Origin of the sequence: Streptomyces sp. NPDC001549 (assembly GCF_042894025.1) — a bacterium.
In the GTDB taxonomy this organism is placed as follows: Bacteria; Actinomycetota; Actinomycetes; order Streptomycetales; family Streptomycetaceae; genus Streptomyces; species Streptomyces kutzneri.
The window spans coordinates 348987-375350 of record NZ_JBIAVJ010000001.1; the positions used below are offsets into that span (position 1 = coordinate 348987).

Genomic DNA, 26364 nt, shown 5'->3' on the forward strand with positions numbered 1-26364 from the left:
TCCCGAGAGTCTCGGCCCGCGCGGCCGGCCGCGGCCGTGTTCGGGTCGGTCGCCGGCCCTGACGCAGGCAGGGGTTTGGATGTTTATGCGGACCAAACCCTACTGGACGCTATTTGGGGTCGCGCGGGGAGGGTGCCCAACGCGCCGCTACTGCCCCCGAAGGGATGGATCCGCCGTCCGGGGGACGGCACGAATGACCCTGAATGGCGGGCTCCGGAGCACATCTGACGCCCCCTGACCTCGAACGCTCCGGGCCCCGCCCACCCGTCATCCGACCACCGCCCCCCACCGGCGTGCTCCGCACGACCCCTGCCCACCCGTCGCCCGACCACCACCCCTCAACGGCGTGCTCCGCACGGCCCCTGCCTTACGGTGACCGGATGCCGTACTTCGACAGCGCGTCCGCCGCTCCCCTGCACCCCGTGGCCCGCCAGGCGTTGCAGGCCGCCCTGGACGAGGGCTGGGCCGATCCGGCCCGGCTCTACCGGGAGGGCAGGCGCGCCCGGCTGCTGCTGGACGCGGCGCGGGAGGCCGCCGCGGAGGCCGTGGGATGCCGGGCCGACGAGCTCGTGTTCACTCCTTCGGGGACGCACGCGGTTCACACGGGGGTGGCGGGGGTCCTCGCGGGGCGCCGGCGCGTCGGAAGTCATCTGGTCGTATCGGCGGTCGAACACAGTTCTGTATTGCACGCGGCCGAGATGCACGAGGCGCACGGCGGGACGGTGACCGAGGTCCCGGTGGACCGGTGGGGCGCGGTGACGCCCGCCGCGTACGCGGACGCGCTCGCCCCGGAGAGTGCCCTCGCCTGCCTCCAGTCGGCCAACCACGAGGTGGGCACCATCCAGCCCGTGGCGGAGGTGGCCGAGGTCTGCGGGGCCGCCGGAGTGCCGCTGCTGGTGGACGCGGCCCAGTCGCTGGGCTGGGGTCCGGTGGAGGGCGCCTGGTCCGTACTGGCCGCGAGTGCGCACAAGTGGGGCGGCCCGCCCGGGGTCGGCCTGCTGGCGGTCCGCAAGGGGGTGCGCTTCTCCCCCCAAGGCCCCGCGGACGAGAGGGAGTCGGGACGCTCCCCCGGTTTCACGAACCTGCCCGCGATCGTGGCCGCGGCGGCTTCCCTGCGGGCCGTACGGGCCGAGGCGGACGCGGAGGCGGCCCGGCTGCGGGTCCTGGTGGACCGCATCCGGCGGCGGGTGGTGCGGCTGGTCCCGGACGTGGAGGTGGTGGGCGATCCGGAACGGCGGCTGCCGCACCTGGTCACCTTCTCCTGCCTGTACGTCGACGGGGAGACGCTGCTGCACGAGCTGGACCGGGCCGGCTTCTCGGTCTCCTCCGGCTCCTCGTGCACGAGCTCCACGCTGACCCCCAGTCACGTGCTGCGGGCGATGGGCGTGCTGTCGGAGGGGAACGTACGGGTGTCCCTGCCGCCGGGGACCCCGGCGGAGGACGTCAACGCGTTCCTGGAGGTGCTGCCGCGCGCGGTGGCGGACGTACGGGAACGGCTCGGCGTGTCGGAGCCCCCGGCGGTGGCTCCGGTGGCGGACTCCCTGGAGCTCGACGCGCTCGGGCTGCGGTGCCCCCAGCCGGTGATCGAACTGGCCCGGGCCATCGTGACGGTCCCGGTGGGCGGGACCGTCACGGTCGTCTCCGACGACGAGGTGGCCCGGCTGGACATCCCGGCGTGGTGCGCGATGCGGGGCCACACGTATGTGGGCGAGACCCCCCGCGAGGTCGGCTCCGCCTACACGGTCCGCCGAGCGGCCTGACCCGGCCCGGCCCGGCCGGGTCGGCCCCGCCGGGTCGGCCCCGCCCCACCCGCACCGATCCAGCTGCGCCGGGCTGAATGGGGCCGGGCCCAAACGCCGGCGAGGCGGAAACCGGCGCGGGCTCACACGCCGGCGAGGCTGAATGGGGCCGGGCTGAGACGGCGGCGGGGGCGGTGGGGTCAGGAGAGGCGGGCGCGGACTTCTGCCGCGGCTTCGTCGCCGTAGGCCTTGGTGAAGCGCTCCATGAAGTGGGCACGGGCCAGCGTGTACTCCTGGGTGCCCAGGGTCTCGATGACCAGCGTCGCGAGCATGCAGCCCAGCTGCGCCGCACGCTCCAGGCCGACGCCCCAGCCCAGACCGGTCAGGAACCCGGCGCGGAACGCGTCGCCGACACCCGTCGGGTCGACCTTCGCGTTCTCCTCCGGGCAGCCGACCACGATCGGGGCCTCGCCGACGCGCTCGATCCTGACGCCGTTGGAGCCCAGCGTGGTCACGCGCGTGCCGACCTTCGACAGGATCTCCTCGTCGGTCCAGCCGGACTTCGACTCGATGAGGCCCTTCTCGTACTCGTTCGAGAAGAGGAAGGTCGCACCCTCCATCAGGGTGCGGATGTTGTCGCCGTCCATCCGGGCGATCTGCTGCGAGAAGTCGGCGGCGAAGGGGATCCCGCGCGTGCGGCACTCCTCCGTGTGGCGCAGCATCGCCTCGGGGTCGTCCGCGCCGATGAGGACCAGGTCGAGCCCGCCCACCCGGTCGGCCACGGACTTGAGCTCGATCAGCCGGGCCTCGCTCATCGCGCCCGTGTAGAAGGAGCCGATCTGGTTGTGGTCGGAGTCCGTGGTGCACACGAAGCGCGCGGTGTGCAGCACCTCGGAGATCCGGACGGACTCGGTGTCGACGCCGTGCCGGTCGAGCCAGGCGCGGTACTCGTCGAAGTCGGAGCCGGCGGCTCCGACGAGGATCGGGCGGCTGCCGAGCTGCCCCATACCGAAGCAGATGTTCGGGCCGACCCCGCCCCGCCGGACGTCGAGGTTGTCGACGAGGAAGGAGAGGGAGACCGTGTGCAGCTGGTCCGCGACCAGCTGGTCGGCGAAACGGCCGGGGAAGGTCATGAGGTGGTCGGTGGCGATGGAGCCGGTGACTGCGATGCGCACGGCGAGGACGCTCCTGCTGAGGACGGCGAGGGACAGTCAAAACTACCCGGTAAGCGGCCCCAGGCTGTACCCCGGAAACTACCCCTTAGTAGGTCTTTCTTCGCATGAGCTTCGATGCCTACGGTGCCTGCATGACCTATACCGACGGTTTCGGCTACTCCGAGTACACCGCCGACAAGCGCGGCGCGGAAGCCCCACGACAGCCCGGTTTCGCCCGTCTGCTGGGTGACTGCGCGCGGATGGCCCCGCACTGGGCGGTCCCGGCGGGCCCCCGGCCGGTCCGCGTGGCCCCTTCGCAGATCCACGGGATCAGCGTCCCGCCGGCCTCGGCGCGGCTGATCGCCTCCACGTCCGTGTACGGGGACCAGTAGGAGGGAACCGGTTTCGCTCCCGCTCCGTCACACCCGCATCAGGTACGACGGGACCGGTGAAGGAGCGATGCGGTGACCAGCGAAGAACCCGACGACACATCACGCGGCACTCGGCGGCGGCCCGCCTGGGCCGTCGGCTCGATCGCGGCCGCCGTCCTGCTCGCGGGCGGCGGTGGCGCGTACTGGGCGTCGACCGCCTACGGCGACGGTGGGTCGGGCCACCGTACGGGTGACAGCGCGGCCTCCGCGCCCCGCGACGCGGGGGACCCCTCGGGGCCGGGCATCGCGCCCGGGGAGCCCGACCCGTCCGGCGGCGGGGTGGTCTACCGGGCCGACGTGAAGCTTCCGGAGGCTCCGGCCGACGCGCCTACCTACGCGCTGTCCGGCGAGGTCACCGCGGCGGAGGTGGCCCGCCTCGCGGCGGCTCTGGGTCTGCCCGGCGAGCCGCGACTGAGCGGGGACGTCTGGCTGGCCGGGGAGGCCGCAGACGGCTCCGGGCCCCGGCTCACGGTGGTCCGTACGGCGCCGGGGACGTGGAACTTCGCCCGCTTCCAGGCGCTGGGCAACGGCAACGGCGCCGGGGACGACTGTGTGCGCGGCAAGGACACCTGTGGTCCGGCCACCCTCCCGCGGGACGCGGGGGCGAGTGCGGGCGGCGGGGCCGAGACGGGCAAGCCGGTGTCGGAGGAGGCCGCCAAGGCCGCCGCGGCCCCGGTACTGACCGCCGCGGGGGTGGAGGGGGCCACGCCGGACGCCCGGTTCAACCAGGGTTCGGTACGGGTGGTGGCCGCCGACCCGGTGGTCGGCGGGCTGCCCACGCACGGCTGGGCCACGAAGGTCAGCGTGGGCTCCGACGGCTCGGTGGTGGGGGGCAACGGGGAGCTGAAGGCCCCCGTACGGGCGGCCTCGCAGCAGGTGGTCGGGGCCGTGGAGGCGCTGGCCCGGCTGAATGCGAAGTCGGGCGGCGGGGAGGGCAACCCCGAGCCCAGCGGATGCGCGAGCGCGGTCCCGCTGACGGCGGACACCCCGGTGTCGGCCACGGACACGGTGCCGTGCAACCCGGAGCCGCGGCCTATGAAGCCCCCGCGGACGGAGGCGGTGAAGGGCGCCGTGCTCGGGCTGGTCCCCGGCACGGTGAACGGGGCGCAGGGTCTGGTTCCGGCCTGGCTCTTCGAGGTGGCGGGCCAAGGCGGCGCGCCCGGTCACACGGTGGCCCAGCCGGCGGCGGCCGCCCAGGAGGGCACTCCCGGCCCGAAGGACATTCGTACGGTGACCGGCTTCTCGTACGCGGAGGCCGACCGGAAGCTGACCGTGAACTTCTGGGGCAGCGTGTGCAGCACCTATGCCGTGGAGGCGCGGGAGCAGGCGGAATCGGTCCTGGTGAAGATCACGGACACCCCGAACAAGCCGGGCCAGGCCTGCATCATGCTGGCGCAGGAGATGTCCTTGACGGTGACGCTGCAGCAGCCGCTGGGCGACCGGAAGGTGCTCGACGCGGCCACGGGCAAGCCGCTCCCCCGGCAGTAGCCGGGGTCCCGGGCAGGACCCGGGGTCCCGGGCAGGACCCGGGGCCGGATATGACACGAGGGCCCGCCCCCGGTCGGATTCGACCGGGGGCGGGCCCTCGTGGGCGTCCGGCTTAGCTGAACGAGTCGCCGCAGGCGCAGGAGCCCGTGGCGTTGGGGTTGTCGATCGTGAAGCCCTGCTTCTCGATGGTGTCGACGAAGTCGATGGAGGCACCGTGGAGGTACGGGGAGCTCATCCGGTCCGTGACGACCTTCACACCGTCGAAGTCCTTCACGACGTCGCCGTCGAGGGAGCGCTCGTCGAAGAAGAGCTGGTAGCGCAGGCCGGAGCAGCCACCGGGCTGGACGGCGACGCGGAGCGCCAGGTCATCGCGGCCTTCCTGCTCCAGCAGGGTCCTGACCTTCTCGGCGGCGGCGTCGGACAGGAGGATGCCGTCGCTCACAGTGGTCTTGTCGTCCTGTACGGACATCTGCATTCACTCCCGAAGTGGGCGGCTCCCCGCCGGAAGGCGGGGAAACGTCGGACTCTTGCCGTCGGTGGCAACGAGCGGGACCGCGGATTCATTCCGGGACCCGACGCTTGTTTCAGATATTCCATGCTCGCACACCGCGCGCGGGGGTGGATCCGGCGAATCGTGGGCTGATGCGTCACATTGACACTATCGGCATCGTCAAAGTGACGTGAAGCGGTTATGATAGATAGCGTCAAATAGACGAGAAGTCGAAGTGATGATCCAGAAGTCCCTTGTCGCAGAACAGAAAGGGTGCGTGTCGTGACCACCGCCCAGCCTTTGGACGTCCAGCCGACGCCCCTTGCCCTGCTGCTGCTCGGCCGTGAGGCCGACCCCAAGAGCGAGCGCGGGGTGGAGTGCCCCGGCGACCTGCCCTCGCCGTCGGACCCGAACCTCGTGGAGCGCGCCCGCGCGGCCAAGGAGAAGCTCGGGGACAAGGTCTTCATCCTGGGCCACCACTACCAGCGTGACGAGGTCATCGAGTTCGCGGACGTCACCGGCGACTCCTTCAAGCTGGCCAAGGACGCGGCCGCCAAGCCGGAGGCCGAGTACATCGTCTTCTGCGGCGTGCACTTCATGGCCGAGTCCGCGGACATTCTGACCTCGGACGACCAGAAGGTGGTCCTGCCGGACCTGGCCGCCGGCTGCTCGATGGCCGACATGGCCACCGCCGAGCAGGTCGCGGAGTGCTGGGACGTACTGACCGAGGCCGGCATCGCCGACACCACGGTGCCCGTCTCGTACATGAACTCCTCCGCCGACATCAAGGCCTTCACCGGCAAGCACGGCGGCACGATCTGCACCTCGTCCAACGCGAAGAAGGCCCTGGAGTGGGCGTTCGAGCAGGGCGAGAAGATCCTCTTCCTCCCGGACCAGCACCTGGGCCGCAACACCGCCGTCCGCGACATGGGCATGTCCCTGGACGACTGCGTGCTCTACAACCCGCACAAGCCGAACGGCGGCCTGACGGCCGAGCAGCTGCGCAACGCCAAGATGATCCTGTGGCGCGGGCACTGCTCGGTGCACGGCCGGTTCTCGGTCGACTCGGTCAACGACGTCCGCGCCCGGATCCCCGGCGTGAACGTCCTGGTCCACCCCGAGTGCAAGCACGAGGTCGTGGCGGCCGCGGACTACGTCGGCTCGACGGAGTACATCATCAAGGCGCTGGAGGCGGCCCCGGCCGGTTCCAAGTGGGCCATCGGCACGGAGCTGAACCTGGTCCGCCGTCTGGCGAACCGATTCGCCGCCGAGGACAAGGAAGTCGTCTTCCTCGACAAGACGGTCTGTTTCTGCTCGACGATGAACCGCATCGACCTCCCGCACCTGGTGTGGACCCTGGAGTCCCTGGCCGAGGGCAACCTCGTCAACCAGATCCAGGTCGACAAGGAGACGGAGAGCTTCGCGAAGCTCGCACTGGAGCGGATGCTGGCGCTCCCGTAGCCGCCGCCTCCCCCGCACACGCCCGAAGGGCCGCCCCTCGAGGAGCGGCCCTTCGGCCGTTGTGCGAGCGGTGTCAGGCCTTGGCCGGGACCTCTTCCTCCGTGGCGGAGGGGGCCGGGACCACCGTCAGGCGGGCCTCGCGCTTCGCCGCGCGCTTGGCGCGGCGGCGCTCCTTGCGGAGCTCGACCATCGTGTAGAGGGTCGGCACCAGGAGCAGCGTCAGCAGGGTGGAGCTGACCAGGCCGCCGATCACCACGACCGCGAGCGGCTGCGAGATGAAGCCGCCCTCGCCGGTGACGCCCAGCGCCATCGGGAGCAGCGCGAAGATCGTCGCCAGGGCCGTCATCAGGATCGGGCGCAGCCGGTGGCGGCCGCCCTCGACGACCGCTTCCACGACGCCCAGGCCCTGGGCGCGGTACTGGTTGACCAGGTCGATCAGCACGATCGCGTTGGTCACCACGATGCCGATGAGCATCAGCATGCCGATCATCGCCGGGACGCCCATCGGGGTGCCGGTGGCGATGAGCAGGCCGAGTGCGCCGGTCGCCGCGAACGGGATGGAGACCAGCAGGATCAGCGGCTGGATCAGCGACCGGAAGGTCGCGACCAGCAGCATGAACACGATCGCGATGGCCGCGAGCATGGCCAGGCCCAGCGAGCCGAAGGCCTCGTCCTGGTCCTCGGAGACGCCGCCGATGGATGCGGTGGCGCCCTCCGGCAGGTCCAGGGCCTTGAGCTTGGTCTGCAGCTCGGCGCTGACCGCGCCGGTGTTGTCGCCGAGCGGCCGGGCGGTGACGGTGGCGGCGCGGGCGCCGTCGATCCGGGTCATCGCGACCGGGCCGGGGACCTCCTTGACCTCGGCGATGTCGCCGAGCTTGACCGGGCCGACCGGGAGCGCCTGCAGTTCGGCCAGGGTGGTGGCCGGCTGCGCGGACCGGATGACGATGTCCCGCTCGGTGTCGTCGAGTACGGCCTTGCCCGCCGGGTTGCCCCGGACGGCCTGCGCGACGATCGCGCCGAGCGCGGTCTGGTTCAGGCCGGCCTCGGCCGCCTTGGGGGTGGCGGTCACGGAGATGCGGGGCACGGACTGGGAGAGGTCGCTCTGCACGTCGGCGACGTTCTTGAGCTTCGCGACCTCGACGCGGACCTGCTCGGCGGCCTCGGCGAGGACCTTGCCGTCACCGGCCTTGACGACCACGCTGAGGTTCTGGCTGCCGAAGCCGTCGCCCGCCACGATGCGGGTCTCGCCGATGCCGTCGAGGGCGGCCAGCTTGCCCTCGATGCCCTTCTTGACGGCGTCCGCCTTGCCGGAGTCCTTCAGGCTGACCTGGTACGAGGCCTGGTTGGAGCCCGTACCGCCGCCGAAGGCCGCGAGGAAGCCGGAGGAGCCGACGGTGACCTGGTAGCTCTTGACTCCCTCGACCGAGGCCAGCACCTGCTCGATCTTGCGGCTCGCCTCGTCGGAGGCGGCCAGCGAGGTGCCGGGGGCGAGCTCCTGCTTGACCGTCAGGACCTCCTGCTCGCCCTGGTCGAAGAAGTTGGTCTTCAGCATCGGGGTCATCCCGAAGGTGCCGAGGAGGACGACCACGGCGATGGCCACACTGGTCAGGCGGCGCCGGGTGGCGAAGCCCAGGACGCGGACGTAGAAGAGCTGGAGGCGGCTGCGCGCCTCCTTCTCCTCGGCCTCGCGGCGGGCCTTGGCCGCGCTCTCGGCGTTCCCGGGCTCGACGCCATTGGGCGCGCTCAGGAACCAGTACGAGAGCACCGGTACGACCGTCAGCGAGACGAGCAGCGAGGCCAGCAGGGCCGCGGTGACGGTGAGCGAGAAGGAGCCGAAGAGCTCGCCGATCATGCCGCCGGTGAGGCCGATCGGCAGGAAGACGGCGACGGTGGTGAGGGTGGAGGAGGTGACCGCGCCGGCGACCTCCTTGACCGCGGTGATGATCGCGGCCTCGCGCTCCTCGCCGTAGCCGAGGTGGCGCTTGATGTTCTCCAGGACCACGATCGAGTCGTCGACGACACGGCCGATGGCGATGGTGAGGGCGCCCAGGGTCAGCATGTTGAGCGACAGGTCGCGGGTCCACAGCACGATGAGCGCGAGGACGACGGACAGCGGGATGGAGACCGCCGTGACCAGCGTCGAGCGCAGCGAGGCGAGGAAGACCAGGATCACGATCACCGCGAAGAGCAGGCCGAGCATGCCTTCGGTGGTGAGGCTGGAGATGGACTTGGCGACGGCCGGGCCCTGGTCGCTGACGACGGTCAGGTCGGCGCCGGCGCCGAGCGTGGTGCGCAGCTCGGGCAGCTTGTCCTTGACCGCGTCGGAGATGGCGACGGCGCTGCCGTCCTTGTCCATGGTGAGGACGAGGGCGAGGCTGGGCTTGCCGTTGGTGCGGGTGATGGAGACGGCCTTGGCCGGCTCCTGCTTGACGGAGGCGACGTCGCCGAGGCGGACGGCCGGCTTGCCCGGGCCGGGGGTCAGGCGCAGCTCCTCCAGCTGGGCGAGGGAGGTGTAGCCGCCGCCGACGCGCACGGTGCGGTTCTTGCCCGCCTCGTCGAAGGAGCCGGCGGGGACGGCCGCGCCGCCCGCCTGGAGGCCCTCGGCGAGCTTGGCGCCGTCGAGGCCGGCGGCCGCGAGCTTGGCGTTGTCGGGGGTGACGGTGACCTGGAGGTCCTGGACGCCGTCGACGGTGACCTGGCCGACGCCCTCGATGTCCGACAGGACGGGGACGACGGAACGTTCCAGCTGGTCGGCGAGCGCCTGCTGGTCCTTGTCGGCGGTGACGGCCAGGATGACGGTCGGGATGTCGTCCGTGGAGCCGGCCACGACCTGCGGGTCCACCTCGGCGGGCAGCCGGACGCGGGCCCGGTTCACGGCCTGCTGGACGTCGGCGACGAGCTGCTTGGTGCCGCTGTCGCCGTAGTCGAAGGTGGCCATGATGAGGGCGTTGCCCTCGCTGGCGGTGGAGGTGATGCCGGTGATGCCGTCGACGCCCTTGAGCATGGACTCGATCGGTTCGACGACCTGCTTCTCGACCACGTCGGGTGAGGCGCCCTGGTACGGCGCGAGCACGGACACCATCGGCAATTCGATGGAGGGCAGCAGCTGCTGCTTGAGCTGCGGGATGGCTATGGCGCCGAAGAGGAGCGCGACGATCGACACGAGGCCGACCAAGGCCCTTTGGGCCAGGCTGAAGCGGGACAGCCACGACATGGTGATGAGATCTCTCTGCAGTGACGAACGCGAGGGCACTCCTACCCTGTCCCACCGTGGTAGCGCGTTTCGTCGCTCGCAGGTGCCGTCCTTATGTGCGGCATACCGCGTCTGGAGTACGCCGTGCGGGGCGGTGCTACTCCGCGCGTGGGCGTACCAGTCCTGATTCGTAGGCAATAACCACCAATTGGGCGCGGTCGCGGGCGCCGAGCTTGGCCATGGCCCGGTTCACGTGGGTCTTGACGGTCAGCGGGCTGACCTCCAGCCGCCCGGCGATCCCGTCGTTCGACAGCCCGGCCGCGACGTGTACGAGGACCTCGCGCTCCCGGACGGTCAGCGCGGCGAGCCGCTCCGCGTGCGCCCCGGCCGAGGCTCCGGCGGTGGCCGGGTCGGCGCCGCCGCCCTGGGCGAGGAAGGTGGCGATGAGCCCTTTGGTGGCGGCCGGGGAGAGCAGTGCCTCGCCGGCCGCGGCAACGCGGATGGCGTTGAGCAGCTCGTCGGGCTCGGCGCCCTTGCCGAGGAAGCCGGAGGCGCCGGCCCGCAGGGCCGAGACCACGTACTCGTCGACCTCGAAGGTCGTCAGCATCACCACGCGCACGCCGGCGAGTTCCGGGTCCGCGCTGATCATGCGGGTGGCGGCGAGCCCGTCGGTGCCGGGCATCCGGATGTCCATGAGGACGACGTCGGGGCGCAGCCGGCGGGCGAGTTCGAAGGCCTGCGCCCCGTCGGAGGCCTCCCCGACGACCTCCATGTCGGCCTCGGAGTCGACGAGCACCTTGAAGGCGCTGCGCAGCAGCGCCTGGTCGTCGGCGAGCAGCACCCTGAGGGGCGCGGCGGAGGGCAGGTCCGTCGCAAGTTGGTCCACGGGCTGAGGGTACGCGGGCCCGCCGTCCGCGCTCAGCCCAGGGCGAGGACGATCAGGGCGGTGGTCGCCGCGACCTCGGCCAGGGCGCCGAAGACGTCGCCGGTGACCCCGTCGAAGCGGCGTACGCAGCGGCGGAGCAGCAGTTCCGCGGCGAGCAGGGCGGCCAGGACCGCCGCCGCGCTCCGGCCGGCGGCGGGGAGGCCCAGCGGGAGTGCGGCGGCCGCGGCCAGGGCGACGACGAGCACGGCGATCAGGACGGCGGCGCGGCGCGGGACCACCCCGGCGACGGCGGCGCCGAGTCCCCCGGGGCGGGCCGCCGGGACGCCTTCCCGGCAGGCCAGGGTCATGGCGAGGCGGGCCGCCACGGCGGCGACCACGGCGGCGAGGGCGCCGCGGATCCAGCTGTCGGCGTAGATGTCGGACAGGGCGGCCGCCTGCAGGAGCAGCACGATCACCAGGGCCACGACACCGAAGGGGCCGATGTCGGACTGCTTCATGATCCGCAGGGCCTCGTCGGCGGGTTTGGCGCTGCCGAGGCCGTCGGCCGTGTCGGCGAGGCCGTCGAGGTGCAGTCCCCGGGTCAGCGCGGCCGGTACGGCGACGGTGACGGCCGCGGCGAGCAGCGGGCCCCCGCCGAGCAGCAGCAGGAGCGCTCCGGGCAGGGCCGCGAGCACGCCTACGACCAGCCCGGCGAGCGGGGCGCAGGCCATTCCGGTGCGGGCGGCGGGGCGGTCCCAGCGGGTGATGCGGGCGGGCAGCACGGTGAGGGTGCCGAACGCGAAACGGACGCCGTCGAGGAACGAGGCGCGTTCCGGGGGCGGCATCAGGGGCGGGCCGTCGTACGAATCTGTCATCGGCGGGAACGGTACCCGCTCGGCGCGGGCGGTAAATTACCCATTACATGCCAAATAGGGAGTCAGTGGGATGGGTCACTGGTGGTATCGGAACATCGTCGAACCGGGGAAGCTGCCGCTCCTGCTCGCCCTGCTCTCCTTCGTAATGTCGTTCCTGGTCACCCGTGTGATCACCCGGACGATCCGGGCCGGCCGGGGCCCCTTCAAGAACGTCACCCCGGGCGGTCTGCACATCCATCACGTGGTGCCGGGCGTGATCCTCGTGATCATCGGCGGCTTCGGCGCGGTCGGCAGCGGCCGGTACGGCTTCGGCGCGTGGGCCTCCGCCGTGATCTTCGGCCTGGGAGCGGGCCTGGTCCTGGACGAGTTCGCGCTCATCCTGCACCTCGACGACGTCTACTGGAGCGAGCAGGGCCGCAAGAGCGTGGAGCTCGTGGTCGTCACGGCCGCCATCGTGGCCCTGGTCATCGGCGGTTTCGTGCCCTTCGGAGTGAACGACCTGTCGAGCGAGGAGCGCCAGAGCCGCGGTCTGGTCGTCATGAACGGAGCCACCAACTTCTTCCTCGCCCTGCTCGCCCTGTGGAAGGGCAAGGCGCGCACCGCGCTCTTCGGCCTGGTCGTGCCCTTCGTGGCGCTGGTCGGCGCGATCCGGCTGGCCCGGCCCGGATCCCCGTACGCGAAGCGGTTCTACGCGAACCGGCCGCGCGCCCGGGCCAGGGCCGGGCTGCGCGCCTTCCACCACGACCGGCGCTGGGCGCGGCCGCGCCGCAGGTTCGAGAACTTCATCGGCGGGACCCCGGACCCGGATCACCCCGTCTCCCTGCAGAAGCCACCCCCGCACTGACGACGGCGGCGGGCCCTCCCCGTCGAAGGGGGAGGGCCCGCCGCCGTGCCGTCGGTGCACCCGGCCCGGGCTCAGCCCGGGATCAGGCCGTCGTCGCTGAGCATCTCCCTGACCTCGTCCAGAGCGGCGCCATCACCGGGGAGGATCAGCTCGGACGGCTCCAGCGCGTCGTCCGGGAGCGGCGTGCCGAGCCGCCTGACGGCGTCGAGCAGTGCGCCCAGCGTCCGCCGGAAGCCCTCCTCGTCACCGCTCTCCAGCTCCACGAGCAGTTCGTCGTCCAGCTTGTTGAGCTCGGGGAAGTGGCTGTCGGCCACTTCCACCTGGCCTTCCCCCATGATGCGGACAATCATGACGGGCCCCGTCCTACTGCTTGTCGAACCGGTGCGGGGTCTGCGGCTGCTGGCCGTTGCCCTGCGCACCGCCCTCGATGGCCTGCTGCTGGGCGGACGGGCCGCCCGCCAGCTCGGCCTTCATGCGCTGGAGCTCCAGCTCCACGTCCGTACCGCCCGAGAGGCGGTCCAGCTCGGCCTGGATGTCGTCCTTGGAGCCGAGGCCGCTCTTGTCGTCGAGCGCGCCGGAGGCCAGCAGCTCGTCGATCGCACCGGCGCGGGCCTGCAGCTGGGCGGTCTTGTCCTCGGCCCGCTGGATGGCCAGGCCGACGTCGCTCATCTCCTCGGAGATGCCGGAGAAGGACTCCGCGATCCGGGTCTGCGCCTGGGCCGCCGTGTAGGTGGCCTTGATGGTCTCCTTCTTCGTACGGAAGGCGTCCACCTTGGCCTGGAGCCGCTGGGCGGCGAGGGTCAGCTTCTCCTCCTCGCCCTGCAGGGTCTGGTGCTGCACCTCCAGGTCGCTGACCTGCTGCTGGAGCGAGGCGCGCCGGGACAGGGCCTCACGGGCCAGGTCCTCGCGGCCCAGGGCGAGGGCCTTGCGGCCCTGGTCCTCCAGCTTGGCGGACTGCCCCTGGAGCTGGTTCAGCTGCAGCTCCAGGCGCTTTCGGGAGGTCGCCACGTCGGCGACTCCGCGGCGCACCTTCTGCAGCAGCTCCAGCTGCTTCTGGTACGAGTAGTCGAGGGTTTCGCGCGGGTCCTCGGCCCGGTCAAGGGCCTTGTTCGCCTTCGCGCGGAAGATCATCCCCATACGCTTCATGACACCGCTCATGGGCTTCGCGCGCCCCCTTCTAGACGGACTGTGCTCCAGGTCACCGACAGAACCCACAGTACGGGCCCTGTCTCCATTACCGCACTGTTCGAGTACGGATGCGCTCCTCCTCCAGGACGACTACGCCCGCGCCCCATCAGGCGGAAGGAGTAGGTGATCCCAGGAGAACGGGCCCACCGCACGTACCGTGCAAGGGGAAGGACGCCCGCCGTTGCCGGATCGTTCCCCAGCGGGGTGGGGCCCATGCCCGCAACCACGTAGGCTTGGGTTTTGTGTTTGGTAGCCGCTCCTCCAAGGAAGAGAAGGCCGCCGCCACCGACAAGGTGAGCGCCGACCTCTCGCAGCCCCGTGACCCGCAGGCCCCGAAGGGCCGCCCTACGCCGAAGCGTGCTGTGGCCCAGTCGCAGCGCAAGGCCGTGGTGGCCTCGACCGGCAACCGCAAGGAGGATGCCAAGCGAGCCCGTGAGCGTCGCCGTACCGAGATGGCCAAGCAGCGCGAAGCGCTGGCCAATGGCGACGAGCGTTATCTGCCCACCCGTGACAAGGGCCCCGTCCGCCGGTTCGTCCGCGACTACGTGGACTCCCGTTACTCGGTCGCCGAGATGTTCCTGCCCCTGGCGGTGGTCATCCTGGTGCTGAGCATGGTGCGCCAGCCCTCGATCCAGACCATCGCGCTGACGCTGTGGCTCGTCGTGATCGTCCTGATCCTGCTCGACTCCATCGGCCTCGTCTTCCGTCTGCGCAAGGCCCTGGTCACGCGCTTCCCGGACGAGCCCCGCCGCGGCGCCATCGCCTACGGCCTCATGCGCACCCTCCAGATGCGCCGGCTCCGTCTCCCGAAGCCGCAGGTCAAGCGAGGGGAACGGCCCTGAGCCGAGCGACGCCCGGCATGTCGGGGGAAGGCTTCGCGGAAGGCGCCCGGCTCTGGCTCGAAGGCCTGGGCGGGCTGCGCAATGCCGTCCGGCAGGAGCTCGTGGGCCGGCAGGTCGACGAGCAGATCGCGCAGCGCTTCCCGGTCGGGCAGCGGCTGCGCGTGCTCGACGTCGGCATGGGCCAGGGCACGCAGGCACTGCGGCTGGCCCGCGCCGGGCACAAGGTGACGGGCCTGGAGCAGGACCCCGGCATGCTCGCCGTCGCCCGTGAGGCACTGGCCGCGGAGCCCGCCGGGATCCGCGACCGCGTCAGCCTCCTGGAGGGCGACGGCCGCGAGACCGGGGCCCACTTCCTGCCGGGCAGCTTCGACGTGGTGCTGTGCCACGGGGTGCTGATGTACGTGCCCGAACCGGACGCCATGCTGGCGGGACTGGCCCGGATGCTGGCCCCGGGCGGACTGCTGTCCCTGCTGGTGCGCAACGGCGACGCGCTCGCCATGCGGCCGGGCCTGGACGGCGACTGGAAGGGCGCGCTGGCCGCGTTCGACTCCACCGACTACACGAACCGGCTGGGCCTGGACGTCCGCGCGGACCGGCTGGCCGGCCTGACGGCGACCCTGTCGGGGATCGGTGCGCCGCTGCAGTCCTGGTACGGCGTCCGCGTCTTCACCGACGGCACCGAGGCGGGCGAGATCCTGCCGCCCGACGAGGAGCTGGAGCGGCTGCTGGCCGCCGAGGACCGCGCCGGGCGGACCGACCCCTACCGGGGTGTGGCCGCACTGCTGCACCTGTGCGGGGTGCGGGGCTAAGGGCTTGCAGAGAATTAACCTGGGTGTTTCAGCTCTTGACAGACCAGGTCATGCAGGGTGTTCGATCACAGGTTGATTCTCTGCAAGCCCTAAGGGCTGTCCCGCAGGCCGTTTTCTGGATCTTGCCGGGCCGTCAAGATCCGAAAGGACGGCCTGGGTGTGTTGTCGTCCTGGGACGTCGGCGACTGCCGAACACCCGCCGGCCGCGTCACCCACCTGTCCGGACAGGTGGGGGTGAGGTGTTCCGGTCCGGACGGACTCAGCTCGGGCGGCGGCTCAGCCGGCCCGGCCACCAGGCCGCGGGGCCGATGTCCAGGACCAGGGCGGGGACCAGGAGCGAGCGCACGACCAGGGTGTCCATGAGGACGCCGAAGGCCACGATGAAGGCGATCTGCACGAGGAACGCCAGCGGGATGACACCCAGCGCGGCGAACGTGGCGGCGAGGACCACCCCCGCAGAGGTGATCACCCCGCCGGTGGCCGTCAGGCCCCGGATCACACCCTCGTGGACGCCGTGGCGCAGCGACTCCTCGCGCACCCGCGACATGAGGAAGATGTTGTAGTCCACGCCCAGGGCGACGAGGAAGACGAAGCCGTAGAGGGGGACGGACGAGTCGGTGCCGCTGAACCCGAACACGTGGCGGAACACGAGGGCGGAAACGCCCAGGGTGGCGAAGAAGTTGAGGGCCACCGTCACCACCAGCAGAAGCGGCATCACCAGCGAGCGCAGCAGGACCACCAGAATGACGAGGATGATGGCCAGCACCACCGGGACGATGACCTCGCGGTCCCGTTCGGCCGTCTTCTGCGTGTCGTAGGCCTGTGCGGTGTACCCGCCGACGAGGGCGTCCGCGCCCGGCACCGGATGGACCGCCTCGCGGAGCCTGACCACCGTCTCCTTCGCCGCCGCGCTGTCCGCCGGGTCCTTCAGGACGACGTCGATCCGTACGAGGCCGTCCTTCTCGCCCCGCACGGCGGCCGAGTCAACGCCCTGCGTGCCTTCGGCGCGCTCGCGTACCTCCGTCTGCCGGTCGGCGGCGGCGATCACGACGGCCGGGTTCCCCGCCCCGCCCGGGAAGTGCCGGCCCAGTTCCTTCTGCCCCGTCACCGAAGCGGCCTCGTTCACGAAGATCTCGTCCAGCGGAACGCCGCCCGAGTGCAGCGTGGGCGCGAAGGCGGCGCACGCGAGCAGGCCCGCCAGGGCCACGGCCCACACCCGCCGGGGTGCTCCGCCGACCAGGGCGGCGATCCGGCTCCAGACCCCTGCCGCGACGCCGGCGCTGCCGGCGGTCACGTGCGCCGGCCAGTAGGCCCTGCGTCCCAGCAGCACCAGCGCCGCCGGCAGGAAGGTGAGGGCGCTCGCCACCGCGCAGACGATCCCGATCGCCCCGACGGGCCCCAGCGCCCGGTTGTTGGTCAGGTCGCTGAGGAACAGGGCGAGCAGGCCCAGGGCCACGGTGCCGGCGCTGGCCACGACCGGGCCCCAGGACTGGCGCAGAGCCGCGCGCATCGCCGCGTACCGGTCCTCGGTGTGCCCCAGTTCCTCGCGGAAGCGGGCGGTCAGCAGCAGGGCGTAGTCGGTGGCAGCGCCGATGACGAGGATCGAGAGGATCCCCTGGACCTGCCCGTCGACGCGGACGAGCCCCGCGCTCGCAAGGGCGTAGACGATCGCGCAGGCCAGGGAGAGGGCGAACACGGCCCCGATGATGATCAGCAGTGGCAGGAGGACGCTGCGGTAGACGAGCAGCAGGATCACGAGGACGGCCGCCAGTGCCACGCCCAGCAGCAGGCCGTCGATTCCGGCGAAGGCCTCCGACAGGTCGGCCCGGGTGGCCGCCGGTCCCGTCACGTGGAAGGTGGTGGCCGCGACCCGGGAGCCGGCCGCCCGGATCTCGGCGACCGCCGCGGGCAGTTCGTCACCCAGTGCGGGGGCCAGTGGTACCACCGCCTGCAGCGCCCTGCCGTCGCGCGACGCGACGACCGGGGAGGGCGGGCCCGCAATCCAGGGACGGTCCTTGAGTGCGGCCAGTGCGGCCTGCGCGGAGCCGGTGGTGGCCGCGGTCACTCCTCCGGCGCCGTCCGCCGTCCAGAGCACCACGGCCGGCAGGGACCCCTCCTGCCGGAAGGCGCTCTGGGCCTGAGCCACCCGGGTGGATTCGGCGCTGCGGGGGAGGAAGGCCGCCTGGTCGTTGGTGGAGACCTCGCCGAGTTTCCCCGCGTAGGAGCCGAGGGTCCCTCCGACACCCAGCCAGACCACGAGGAGGAGGACGGGCAGCAGCCACCGGGCCGGGCGGGGCGAGGTGCGCATGATGCTCCTGGAACGGGTGCGGGTGGATCGTGCGGCGCCCACCCTCCGGGGGCGGGCGTCCCACGGGCAACATGCAGCGTTTCTGCATCACTTCCCGGCCTGACACGCCCCGGTACGCCCGAAATCCGCTCGAAGCCCGAGGGACGGCGCCGCGGCGCTCGGTGCACGTCGTGCGCAGGTGCGGGCGCGGCACGTGGCTGAGCTGCCGGCCGAGCGGCGGGAGCCGCCCGCCCGGCGGGTGCCCGGCCGCATCCGGCCCGTCCTGCGCCCTGCACCGCGCCTGCGCCGGCCGGCTGCGGAGCCACGGCCCCGGTCCGCGTGTTCACCCGGTGGGAGGCCATCACCCCCGGCGCGTGCCGGGCCCGGGGAGCGGGCTCCGCATGAACACGGTCACGGTCACGCCCGACCCGTCCCGGAGGTGCAGGAAGGGCACAACCCGCGGTAGGTGACCTCGACCGCGGAGACGGCGAAGCCGAACCGCTCCTCCGGCGGCAGATCGGCCGGCGTGCCGGCCGCGTGCACGTCGCGGATGGTGCCGCAGCCCGTGCACACCAAGTGCTGGTGCGGGTGGTGCGCGTTGGGGTCGAAGCGCCTGACCCGGCCCTGTACGGAGACCTCCACCACCTCCCCGATCGCGACCAGCTCGCCCAGGGTGTTGTAGACGGTCGCCCGGGCGATCTCGGGCAGCCGCTGCGCCGCGCGGGCGTGCACCTCGTCCGCCGTGAGGTGCACGTGATCGCCGTCGAGGACCTCCACGACGACACGCCGCTGGGACGTCATCCGCCAGCCGCGCCCCCGAAGTCGCTCCAGGAGGTCACTCATATCGGCTCACCTTTTCGGCTCGGCAGGACAACAGAACGTTACCGATACCGATACCGGCCCGGCGGGAAGCGGAACCGTCGAGCCGGGACACCGATCCGAATTCCGAGTGTTTTCTACGCGCCCATGCCCTGCGTGTTCTCGCAGCGGCGGGCCCTTCGGTGCGCGACCATACGGACGCGCCGACGCAAGCAGCCAGCAGATGGAAACATCGACACAGGAAGAAGGACGGACGTGTCCGGCAGCGACAGCGAGAACCCGGTAATCCCTGCCCCGACCCCCGCGCCGACTCGCCCCAGGTCGAATCGGGACTGGTGGCCGAACCAGCTGGACCTTCAGGTTCTGCATCAGTATTCACCCCTGGCCGATCCGATGGGCGACGATTTCGACTACGCGGAAGAGTTCGCGACCCTGGACCCCGACGCCCTGAAGCGGGACGTCTTCGAGGTGATGACGGCGTCGCAGGACTGGTGGCCCGCGGACTACGGCCACTACGGCCCGCTCTTCATCCGGATGAGCTGGCATGCCGCGGGAACGTACCGCATCGCCGACGGCCGGGGTGGCGGCGGAGCCGGCGCCCAGCGGTTCGCCCCTCTCAACAGCTGGCCCGACAATGCGAGCCTCGACAAGGCGCGCCGCCTGCTCTGGCCGGTCAAGCAGAAATACGGTCGGAAAATCTCATGGGCCGACCTTTTGGTGTTCGCCGGCAACTGCGCCATGGAATCGATGGGTTTCAAGACGTTCGGCTTCGCCTTCGGGCGGGAGGACATCTGGGAACCCGAGGAGATTTTCTGGGGACCCGAGGACACCTGGCTCGGAGATGAGCGCTACAGCGGCGACAGGGAACTCTCCGGCCCCTTCGGCGCCGTGCAGATGGGACTGATCTACGTCAATCCGGAAGGGCCCAACGGCGACCCGAACCCGGTCGCCACCGCCCGGGACATTCGCGAGACGTTCGCGCGCATGGCCATGAACGACGAGGAGACGGTCGCCCTCATCGTCGGCGGCCACACGTTCGGCAAGTGCCACGGTGCGGTGGGCGCCGACTACATCGGGCCCGAGCCCGAGGCCTGCCCGATCGAGCAGCAGGGGATCGGCTGGAAGAACACCTACGGCACCGGCAGCGGCGCCGACGCGCTCACCAGCGGGCTGGAGGGCGCATGGACCACCGAGCCGACGAAGTGGGACAACGGCTACCTGGACAACTTGTTCCGGTACGAGTGGGAACTGACCACGAGCCCGGCCGGTGCGCAGCAGTGGACCCCCAAGGACCCCTCGGCCCAGGGCACCGTGCCGGACGCCCATGATCCTTCGAAGCGGCACGCGCCGATGATGCTGACGACGGACCTCGCGCTGCGGATGGATCCGGTCTACGCGCCGATCGCGAAGCGCTTCCACGAGAACCCGGACCAGCTCGCCGACGCGTTCGCCAAGGCCTGGTACAAGCTGCTGCACCGCGACATGGGCCCGGTCTCGCGCTACCTCGGCCCGTGGGTCCCCGAACCGCAGCTGTGGCAGGACCCCGTCCCCGCGGTCGATCACGAGCTGGTCGCGGCCGAGGACGTCGCCGCCCTCAAGCGCACCGTCCTCGCCTCGGGGCTGTCCCTCCCCCAGCTGGTCGTCACCGCCTGGGCGGCGGCGTCGAGCTTCCGCGGCACCGACATGCGGGGCGGGGCCAACGGGGCCCGGATCCGGCTCGCGCCGCAGAAGGACTGGGAGGCCAACGCCCAGCCCGAGGTCGCCGAGGCGGTGCGGAAGCTGGAGGGGATCCAGCAGGACTTCAACCGGGCGCAGGCCGGCGGGAAGAGGGTTTCGCTCGCCGACCTGATCGTGCTGGGCGGCTGCGCGGCCGTCGAACAGGGCGCGAAGAACGCCGGGTACGACATCGAGGTGCCGTTCACACCGGGGCGCACGGATGCCTCGCAGGAGCAGACCGATGTCGAGTCCTTCGCCGTCCTCGAACCGAAGGCGGACGGGTTCCGGAACTACCTGCAGGCGGGCGAGAAGCTGTCGCCGGAGGCGCTTCTGCTGGAACGTGCCTGCCTGCTGAACCTGACCGCCCCCGAGATGACGGTGCTCGTCGGCGGCATGCGGGCCATGAACACCGGCTTCCGGCAGGCCCGGCACGGCGTGCTCACGGACCGCCCGGAGGCGCTGACCAACGACTTCTTCGTCAACCTGCTCGACATGGGTACGCGGTGGAAGGCGTCGGAGTCCGCGGAGAACGTGTTCGAGGGGCGGGACCACGCCACGGGCAAGGTCAGGTGGACGGCGACCGCGGTGGACCTCGTCTTCGGTTCGCACGCCCAGCTGCGAGCCCTCTCGGAGGTCTACGCGTCGAAGGACGCGGGAGAGAAGTTCGTCCGTGACTTCGTCTCCGCCTGGGACAAGGTGATGAACCTCGACCGGTTCGACCTCGCCTAGACCGCCACCGTCCGTCTGCCTCCCGCCCAGCCCCGAGCACCGGCAGAACGACGGAGCCGCCGGGTCACAGACCCGGCGGCTCCGTCGTTCTCGTGCCTACGGAACGGCTACGCCTCCAGGGCGGCGCGCAGGCTCATCGTGTAGAGCTCGGTCCCGCCGTCGTCGGACAGCTTCACCTGCTCGACGCCGCCTTCGAGCAGGTCCTTCCAGTACTCGCCGATCCAGGACTCCGCGTCCCCCTGCGTGGTGAACTCCTCGGGTACCACCGACGGGCTCGTCTCGGTGCCGTCGGCCGTCTCGAACCGCCACGTCCACGCCATGTCCGCCTCCGTTGCTCGCACGCTTCCTGTCCTGAGTGTGCCCGCAGAGTAACCGGGCGCGCAGCAGTCTCGGCGACGCGGGAGGATCATCCTGTGGAACTCACTCTGCTCGGCACCGGAACACCCGAGGGCCTGCCCCGCCCCGGCTGCCCCTGTGCGGCCTGCGCCGTCTCCGTCGGCTCGCGCTCCCGCGCCGCCACGGCCGTCCTCGTCGACGGGGCGCTGCTGCTGGACCTGACCCCCGGGGCGGTGCTGGCGGGCGCCCGGGCCGGGCATTCGCTGGCCGGTGTGCGGCAGGTGCTGCTGACCCACCCGCACGACGGGCCCGCGGTCGAGCTGCCGCCCGGGCTGCCGGCCGCCGGGCGGGTGCCGGACGGGCGGGAGCTCGCGGTGATCTCCGGGCACCGGGTGCGGGCGGTGCCGATGGACGCGCCGGGCACCGGGTACGAGGTGACCGGCCCGGACGGCGCCCGGCTGCTGTACCTGCCGCCGGGCGGGGCCCCGGCCGGGGTCGCCGGCCAGGCCGGGCGGCGCCCGTACGACATGGTCCTCATGGACGTGCTGGGCCGGCCCGAGGCGCTGGCGCGGCTGCGGGCGAGCGGCGCCGTCGGCCCGGCGACGGACGTGATCGCCGTCCACCTGGACCACGGCATCGCGCCGGGCCGGGAGGTGGAGCGGCGGTGCGCGGCGTCCGGGGCCCGGGCGGTGCCGGACGGGACGACCGTGATCGTCGGGGAGTACCACGCGGTGCCGGACCTGCCGCGCCGGACCCTGGTGCTGGGCGGGGCCCGCTCCGGCAAGTCCGTGGAGGCGGAGCGGCGGCTGGAGTCCTTCCCGGAGGTGGTCTACGTGGCCACCGGCGGCACCCGGGACGGCGACGCGGAATGGGCCCAGCGGGTCGGCCTGCACCGGGAGCGCCGGCCGGGGAGCTGGCGGACGGTGGAGACGTGCGAGCTGGTCCCGCTGCTGGCCGCCGACGGGCCGACGCTGCTGATCGACTGCCTGGCGATGTGGCTGACGGACGCGATGGACCGGGCCGGGGCGTGGGACGACGCGGTGTGGCTCAACGGCGGGCAGCAGCAGCTCGCCGGGCGGACCGCCGAGCTGGTGGCGGCCGTACGCGCGACCCGCCGTCCGGTGGTGCTGGTCAGCAACGAGGTCGGCTCGGGCGTCGTCCCGGCGACCGCCTCGGGCCGCCGCTTCCGCGACGAGCTGGGCCGGCTGAACGCGGCCGTCGCGGGCGAGTGCGAGCACGTACTTCTCGTCGTCGCGGGCCTGGTGACCGTACTCAAGGAATAGCGCGGGAAAGCGTCGGAGGGCCCCGGCGACGAGGAGTCCGACGGCCCGCCGCCGAAGGCCTGAGGGAGGGCCTTACCGGCTGTACTCTCTGGCAGATGAGCACGCTGAATCTCGACGACTTCTCCGATCTGATCGAGCGCCCCGACGGGGGCGTCCGGCGTGACGCCGAGGAACGCCGTGAGCGCCTCGCCGTCCCGCCCGGCGCGCTGGGCCGGCTGGACGAACTCGCCGAGTGGCTCGCCGCCGCGCAGGGTCGGGTTCCGGTCAAACCGATCGAGCGCCCGCGCGTGGTGCTGTTCGCCGCCGACCACGGGATCGCCGCCGAGGGCGTCTCCGCCCGGGCCGCGTCCACCGGCCACGAACTGGTGCGGGCCGTCCTCGAAGGGGCCAGCCCCGTGGCCGTCCTGGCCGGCCGGTTCGGCGCCACCATACGGATCGTCGACGCCGGGCTCGACTGCGATCCCGAGCTGCTCCCCGCGGACGTGGTCGGGCACCGGGTCCGGCGTGGCAGCGGCCGGATCGACGTGGAGGACGCGCTGACGGCCGAGGAGGCCGAGGCCGCGGTGCGGCTCGGGATGCGGATCGCCGACGAGGAGGCCGACTCCGGAACGGATCTGGTCGTCCTCGGTGACCTGAGCGTGGGCGGGACCACCGTCGCCGCGACCCTCGTCGCCGCCCTGTGCGGAACCGACGCCTCGGTGGTCACCGGACGCGGCGGCCTGCCCATCGACGACCTGGCCTGGATGCGCAAGTGCGCGGCGATCCGCGACGCGCTGCGCCGGGCCCGCCCGGTCCTGGGCGACCAGGTGGCGCTGCTGGCCGCGGTCGGCGGCGCGGACGTGGCCGCCATCACCGGATTCCTCCTCCAGTGCGCGGTGCGCCGTACTCCCGTCATCCTTGACGGTGTCGTTTCGGCCGCGTGCGGACTGGTGGCCCAGCGGGCCGCGTTCCGGGCTCCGGACTGGTGGCTGGCCGGACAGGCCAGCGGCGAGCCGGGCCAGGCGAAGGCACTTGACCGAATGGCGCTCAACCCCGTGCTCGATCACGGCGTCACAGTAGGTGAAGGTACCGGGGCACTGCTGGCTCTCCCCCTCGTCCAGGCGGCCGCCGCACTCGCGGCGGAACTCCCGGAGCGGGCGGTGGAGGAGCCGACGGAATGAGCCGCCGGGGCCCACGGTCCTGACCAGGCCGTGGCCCCCGACCGCACAATCACGGACAGCTGCGCCCCATATGATCGCTTTTTATGGGAGAGGTCCGTTTGACCAGCGCAGAGACCGACCGCACCGGCGTACCGGCGACCGGTCCGTCAGCCGGCAGGAAAGAGGCCGGCGGCGACCCCGCCGGCAGGGCGGCGGGTGGCGGCCGGGAGACCGGCCGGGGGAGCGCCCGTTCACGGCACGGCGCCGCGTTCGCGGTGTGGTACCTGCGCGCCGTCACCTTCATCAACTTCCTCAGCGCGGTGTGGGTTTCGCTCGGGCAGGACCTCAGGCGCCACAACATCGAGGACTTCTACACCCCGTACATGCTCACCGCGGGGTTCGCCTCCGGGCTGTTCACGCTGCTGCTCGCCGTCACCCTCGGCCGCCGCAAGCGGGCCTCCTGGATCCTCAACCTCGTCCTCAGCGGCCTCCTGGCCCTGCTGCTCGCCTACGCGCTCTCCACGCACGAGGAGATCCGCGAGCACCCGCAGAACTGGGTCTCCCTGGTCCTGACCGCCGCCTTCACGGGGGCCCTGCTGCTGGGCCGCCACGAGTTCTACGCCAAGGGCGACCGCTCCAACCCGACGCTCGCCAGCGCCGTCGCCGCCGTCGGCCTGCTGCTCACCTCGCTGGTCGCGGCCCTGCTCGTCGGCGCCACCAACGTCTCCCCGCTGAGCGCCGAGGCCTCCTTCCCGGAGCGCTGGTGGTACGGCGTGATGCGGCTGATCACCCTGACGCCCGGTGAGCGGGCCTCCGAGGCGATCATCACGCCCGGCTGGGTGGACGTGTTCATCAACGTCATGTCGATGCTGCTGCTGCTCGCCGTGCTGTTCGCCGCCTTCCGCTCGCGCCGCGCCGTCGACCCGATCAGCGAGGAGGACGAGGAGCGGCTGCGGGCGCTGCTGGCCCGCCAGGGCGACCGCGACTCGCTCGGCTACTTCGCGCTGCGCCGCGAGAAGTCCGTCATCTGGTCCCCCACCGGCAAGGCCGCCGTCACCTACCGCGTCGTCGGCGGGGTCTCCCTGGCCTCCGGCGACCCGATCGGCGACCCCGAGGCCTGGCCCGGCGCCATCGATCCGTGGCTGGCCGAGGCCCGCGAGCACGGCTGGGTGCCGGCCGTGATGGGGGCGAGCGAGGAGGCCGGGCAGATCTACGCGCGGCACGGCCTGGACGCCCTCGAACTCGGTGACGAGGCGATCGTCGAGACCGCCGATTTCACCCTGGAGGGCCGCGCCATGCGGACCGTCCGGCAGGCCTTCAACCGCGTCAAGCGGGCCGGGTACACCGTCCGCATCCGCCGCCACGACGACATCCCGGCCGAGGAGATGGCCGAGCTGGTGCGCCGCGCCGACGACTGGCGCGACGGCGCCACCGAGCGCGGCTTCTCCATGGCGCTGGGCCGGCTGGGTGATCCCGGCGACGGCCAGTGCGTGATGCTGGAGTGCACGGACGGCAACGGCGAACTGCGGGCCGTGCTGTCCTTCGTACCGTGGGGACCCAAGGGTCTGTCGCTGGACCTGATGCGCCGCGACCGGGACTCCGAGAACGGCCTGATGGAGTTCATGGTCATCGAACTCCTCGAACGCTCCAAGGAGATCGGGGTCACCCAGGTCTCCCTCAACTTCGCGATGTTCCGGTCCGTCTTCGAGCGCGGGTCCCGGCTCGGCGCCGGTCCGGTGCTGCGGATGTGGCGCTCGCTGCTCAGCTTCTTCTCCCGCTGGTGGCAGATCGAGTCCCTCTACCGGGCCAACGCCAAATACCGGCCGATCTGGGAACCGCGGTTCATGCTCTTCGAGAAGAGTTCGGACCTGCTGCGGATCGGTGTCGCGGCCGGCCGGGCCGAGGGCTTCCTGGAGGCCCCCGGCCTTCCGAAGTGGCTGCACCGCAGACACCTGGAGACGCGCCGTTGACAGCGTGGAACACCTCCTCACTCCGGCGGTTCGCCCGCCGTGAGTGGGGACCCATGTTCTGGACCGTCCGGGACGCGCTCGTCCGCGACACGTGGCGGGCGATCCCGATGACCCTCGGCGCGGTCTGTCTGACCTCGGTCTTCCAGATCGTGCAGAACACCTCCTGGGGGTTCCAGCCGGTCCAGGACCTCGGATCGGTCAAAGCCGCCGACCCGCTCGGGACGGCCCTCATGCGCACCCCGCTGTCCCTGTTCGTCCCCGCCCTGGACCTGCCGGTGTGGGGGGCGCTCGCGCAGATCCTGCTCGTCTTCGGCATCGCCGAGATCTGCATCGGCTGGTGGCGCACCCTGCTGATCGGCTACGTCGCCACGCTCGCCGGGACCACGTACGCGCGGATCGGGCTCGCGCTCGGGCCGGACCATCCCCTCGGTCTGCCGGTGTCCGACCGGATCGTCAACGACACCGGGCCCTCGGCGGCGGTGGTGGGGCTGGCCATCTACGTCTGCTGGCGCTACCGGGCGTACCTGACCGGCGCCCTGGTGATCCTGGCGATGATCGGCGAGGTGCTGGTCAAGGACAACCTGGCGGGCAAGGAGCACCTGGCGGCCATCACCGCCGTCATGGCGGTGTGCGTGCTGCGGGCGCGCTGGGGTCCGGTGCGTTCCCGCGTCATGCTGGGGCCGCACCCTCCGCCGTAGGGGGCACC

General features: G+C 71.9%; 22 protein-coding genes. 12 read left to right on the forward strand and 10 right to left on the reverse strand.

What is annotated here, in order from left to right; genetic code table 11:
* Positions 1-380: 380 nt before the first annotated feature.
* Entirely contained in the window at positions 381-1760 is a 1380-nt protein-coding gene (locus ACFY04_RS01665) for a cysteine desulfurase/sulfurtransferase TusA family protein (protein WP_389113699.1), read from the forward strand.
* Between the two features lie 179 nt (positions 1761-1939).
* Here the strand turns inward: ACFY04_RS01665 and ACFY04_RS01670 are convergent, their stop codons facing one another.
* Positions 1940-2914, reverse strand: a complete 975-nt coding sequence (locus ACFY04_RS01670) for a carbohydrate kinase family protein (protein WP_389113700.1) — start codon at positions 2912-2914, stop codon at positions 1940-1942.
* 131 nt (positions 2915-3045) lie between these two features.
* Here ACFY04_RS01670 and ACFY04_RS01675 point away from each other — a divergent pair, with 131 nt between their 5' ends.
* Together ACFY04_RS01675 and ACFY04_RS01680 are read left to right on the forward strand one after the other, a co-directional pair.
* Positions 3046-3285 carry a hypothetical protein gene (locus ACFY04_RS01675; RefSeq protein ID WP_301371632.1) on the forward strand — a complete coding sequence of 80 codons (240 nt, stop codon included), beginning with the start codon at positions 3046-3048 and terminating at the stop codon, positions 3283-3285.
* Between the two features lie 72 nt (positions 3286-3357).
* Complete coding sequence (locus ACFY04_RS01680) at positions 3358-4812, forward strand: hypothetical protein (protein WP_389113701.1); 1455 nt, start codon at positions 3358-3360, stop codon at positions 4810-4812.
* Positions 4813-4924: 112 nt separating this feature from the next.
* Here the strand turns inward: ACFY04_RS01680 and erpA are convergent, their stop codons facing one another.
* Positions 4925-5281, reverse strand: coding sequence for an iron-sulfur cluster insertion protein ErpA (erpA, locus tag ACFY04_RS01685; RefSeq protein WP_030010511.1), 357 nt, complete (start codon positions 5279-5281; stop codon positions 4925-4927).
* A 294-nt stretch (positions 5282-5575) separates the two neighbouring features.
* Between erpA and nadA the strand changes: the two genes are divergently transcribed.
* Positions 5576-6763, forward strand: a complete 1188-nt coding sequence (gene nadA, locus ACFY04_RS01690; RefSeq protein WP_389113702.1) for a quinolinate synthase NadA — start codon at positions 5576-5578, stop codon at positions 6761-6763.
* 73 nt (positions 6764-6836) lie between these two features.
* Here the strand turns inward: nadA and ACFY04_RS01695 are convergent, their stop codons facing one another.
* The 3 genes from ACFY04_RS01695 to cobS form a co-directional block, all read right to left on the reverse strand.
* Positions 6837-9977 carry an efflux RND transporter permease subunit gene (locus tag ACFY04_RS01695; protein ID WP_389113703.1) on the reverse strand — a complete coding sequence of 1047 codons (3141 nt, stop codon included), beginning with the start codon at positions 9975-9977 and terminating at the stop codon, positions 6837-6839.
* 136 nt (positions 9978-10113) lie between these two features.
* Complete coding sequence (locus ACFY04_RS01700) at positions 10114-10842, reverse strand: response regulator (RefSeq protein ID WP_389113704.1); 729 nt, start codon at positions 10840-10842, stop codon at positions 10114-10116.
* Between the two features lie 32 nt (positions 10843-10874).
* Positions 10875-11696, reverse strand: a complete 822-nt coding sequence (gene cobS / locus ACFY04_RS01705; RefSeq protein WP_389113705.1) for an adenosylcobinamide-GDP ribazoletransferase — start codon at positions 11694-11696, stop codon at positions 10875-10877.
* Positions 11697-11766: 70 nt separating this feature from the next.
* On the opposite strand from cobS, the gene ACFY04_RS01710 reads away from it, so the two are divergent.
* Entirely contained in the window at positions 11767-12540 is a 774-nt protein-coding gene (locus tag ACFY04_RS01710; protein ID WP_389113706.1) for a hypothetical protein, read from the forward strand.
* A gap of 71 nt (positions 12541-12611) precedes the next feature.
* Here ACFY04_RS01710 and ACFY04_RS01715 read toward each other — a convergent pair whose 3' ends face one another.
* On the reverse strand, positions 12612-12890 hold the full coding sequence (locus ACFY04_RS01715) for a hypothetical protein (RefSeq protein WP_389113707.1): 279 nt from the start codon (positions 12888-12890) through the stop codon (positions 12612-12614).
* A gap of 13 nt (positions 12891-12903) precedes the next feature.
* A complete protein-coding gene (locus tag ACFY04_RS01720) occupies positions 12904-13698 on the reverse strand; it encodes a PspA/IM30 family protein (RefSeq protein WP_389113708.1) in 795 nt (264 codons plus the stop codon).
* 263 nt (positions 13699-13961) lie between these two features.
* On the opposite strand from ACFY04_RS01720, the gene ACFY04_RS01725 reads away from it, so the two are divergent.
* Entirely contained in the window at positions 13962-14570 is a 609-nt protein-coding gene (locus tag ACFY04_RS01725) for a DUF3043 domain-containing protein (protein ID WP_301371624.1), read from the forward strand.
* 17 nt (positions 14571-14587) lie between these two features.
* Positions 14588-15379 carry a class I SAM-dependent methyltransferase gene (locus ACFY04_RS01730; RefSeq protein WP_373038832.1) on the forward strand — a complete coding sequence of 264 codons (792 nt, stop codon included), beginning with the start codon at positions 14588-14590 and terminating at the stop codon, positions 15377-15379.
* 259 nt (positions 15380-15638) lie between these two features.
* On the opposite strand, the gene ACFY04_RS01735 is transcribed toward ACFY04_RS01730, so the two are convergent.
* Complete coding sequence (locus tag ACFY04_RS01735; protein ID WP_389113709.1) at positions 15639-17687, reverse strand: MMPL family transporter; 2049 nt, start codon at positions 17685-17687, stop codon at positions 15639-15641.
* Between the two features lie 396 nt (positions 17688-18083).
* On the reverse strand, positions 18084-18509 hold the full coding sequence (locus ACFY04_RS01740) for a Fur family transcriptional regulator (RefSeq protein WP_389113710.1): 426 nt from the start codon (positions 18507-18509) through the stop codon (positions 18084-18086).
* Positions 18510-18740: 231 nt separating this feature from the next.
* On the opposite strand from ACFY04_RS01740, the gene katG reads away from it, so the two are divergent.
* On the forward strand, positions 18741-20930 hold the full coding sequence (katG, locus tag ACFY04_RS01745; RefSeq protein ID WP_389113711.1) for a catalase/peroxidase HPI: 2190 nt from the start codon (positions 18741-18743) through the stop codon (positions 20928-20930).
* A 107-nt stretch (positions 20931-21037) separates the two neighbouring features.
* Here katG and ACFY04_RS01750 read toward each other — a convergent pair whose 3' ends face one another.
* Complete coding sequence (locus tag ACFY04_RS01750) at positions 21038-21250, reverse strand: hypothetical protein (protein ID WP_327388651.1); 213 nt, start codon at positions 21248-21250, stop codon at positions 21038-21040.
* A gap of 93 nt (positions 21251-21343) precedes the next feature.
* Between ACFY04_RS01750 and ACFY04_RS01755 the strand changes: the two genes are divergently transcribed.
* The 4 genes from ACFY04_RS01755 to ACFY04_RS01770 all read left to right on the forward strand — a co-directional run bounded on the left by ACFY04_RS01755 (position 21344) and on the right by ACFY04_RS01770 (position 26356).
* Positions 21344-22549 (forward strand): bifunctional adenosylcobinamide kinase/adenosylcobinamide-phosphate guanylyltransferase, encoded by a 1206-nt coding sequence (locus ACFY04_RS01755; protein WP_389113712.1) that lies wholly within the window; start codon positions 21344-21346, stop codon positions 22547-22549.
* Positions 22550-22644: 95 nt separating this feature from the next.
* A complete protein-coding gene (cobT, locus tag ACFY04_RS01760; RefSeq protein WP_389113713.1) occupies positions 22645-23709 on the forward strand; it encodes a nicotinate-nucleotide--dimethylbenzimidazole phosphoribosyltransferase in 1065 nt (354 codons plus the stop codon).
* A gap of 83 nt (positions 23710-23792) precedes the next feature.
* Positions 23793-25658, forward strand: coding sequence for a phosphatidylglycerol lysyltransferase domain-containing protein (locus ACFY04_RS01765; protein ID WP_389113714.1), 1866 nt, complete (start codon positions 23793-23795; stop codon positions 25656-25658).
* Between the two features lie 53 nt (positions 25659-25711).
* Positions 25712-26356 carry a hypothetical protein gene (locus tag ACFY04_RS01770; protein WP_389113715.1) on the forward strand — a complete coding sequence of 215 codons (645 nt, stop codon included), beginning with the start codon at positions 25712-25714 and terminating at the stop codon, positions 26354-26356.
* Positions 26357-26364 lie beyond the last annotated feature (8 nt).

What these genes read in the sequence shown, in the direction of transcription:
- ACFY04_RS01770 (WP_389113715.1), top strand. Translation starts at nt 25,712, where the DNA reads ATGTTCTGGACCGTCCGGGACGCGCTCGTCCGCGACACGTGGCGGGCG.
- ACFY04_RS01675 (WP_301371632.1), top strand. Translation starts at nt 3,046, where the DNA reads ATGACCTATACCGACGGTTTCGGCTACTCCGAGTACACCGCCGACAAG.
- ACFY04_RS01695 (WP_389113703.1), bottom strand. Translation starts at nt 9,977, where the DNA reads ATGTCGTGGCTGTCCCGCTTCAGCCTGGCCCAAAGGGCCTTGGTCGGC.
- erpA (WP_030010511.1), bottom strand. Translation starts at nt 5,281, where the DNA reads ATGTCCGTACAGGACGACAAGACCACTGTGAGCGACGGCATCCTCCTG.
- ACFY04_RS01740 (WP_389113710.1), bottom strand. Translation starts at nt 18,509, where the DNA reads ATGAGTGACCTCCTGGAGCGACTTCGGGGGCGCGGCTGGCGGATGACG.
- ACFY04_RS01715 (WP_389113707.1), bottom strand. Translation starts at nt 12,890, where the DNA reads ATGATTGTCCGCATCATGGGGGAAGGCCAGGTGGAAGTGGCCGACAGC.
- cobS (WP_389113705.1), bottom strand. Translation starts at nt 11,696, where the DNA reads ATGACAGATTCGTACGACGGCCCGCCCCTGATGCCGCCCCCGGAACGC.
- ACFY04_RS01720 (WP_389113708.1), bottom strand. Translation starts at nt 13,698, where the DNA reads ATGAGCGGTGTCATGAAGCGTATGGGGATGATCTTCCGCGCGAAGGCG.
- cobT (WP_389113713.1), top strand. Translation starts at nt 22,645, where the DNA reads ATGAGCACGCTGAATCTCGACGACTTCTCCGATCTGATCGAGCGCCCC.
- ACFY04_RS01665 (WP_389113699.1), top strand. Translation starts at nt 381, where the DNA reads ATGCCGTACTTCGACAGCGCGTCCGCCGCTCCCCTGCACCCCGTGGCC.
- ACFY04_RS01765 (WP_389113714.1), top strand. Translation starts at nt 23,793, where the DNA reads ATGGGAGAGGTCCGTTTGACCAGCGCAGAGACCGACCGCACCGGCGTA.
- ACFY04_RS01750 (WP_327388651.1), bottom strand. Translation starts at nt 21,250, where the DNA reads ATGGCGTGGACGTGGCGGTTCGAGACGGCCGACGGCACCGAGACGAGC.
- ACFY04_RS01710 (WP_389113706.1), top strand. Translation starts at nt 11,767, where the DNA reads ATGGGTCACTGGTGGTATCGGAACATCGTCGAACCGGGGAAGCTGCCG.
- ACFY04_RS01735 (WP_389113709.1), bottom strand. Translation starts at nt 17,687, where the DNA reads ATGCGCACCTCGCCCCGCCCGGCCCGGTGGCTGCTGCCCGTCCTCCTC.
- ACFY04_RS01730 (WP_373038832.1), top strand. Translation starts at nt 14,588, where the DNA reads ATGTCGGGGGAAGGCTTCGCGGAAGGCGCCCGGCTCTGGCTCGAAGGC.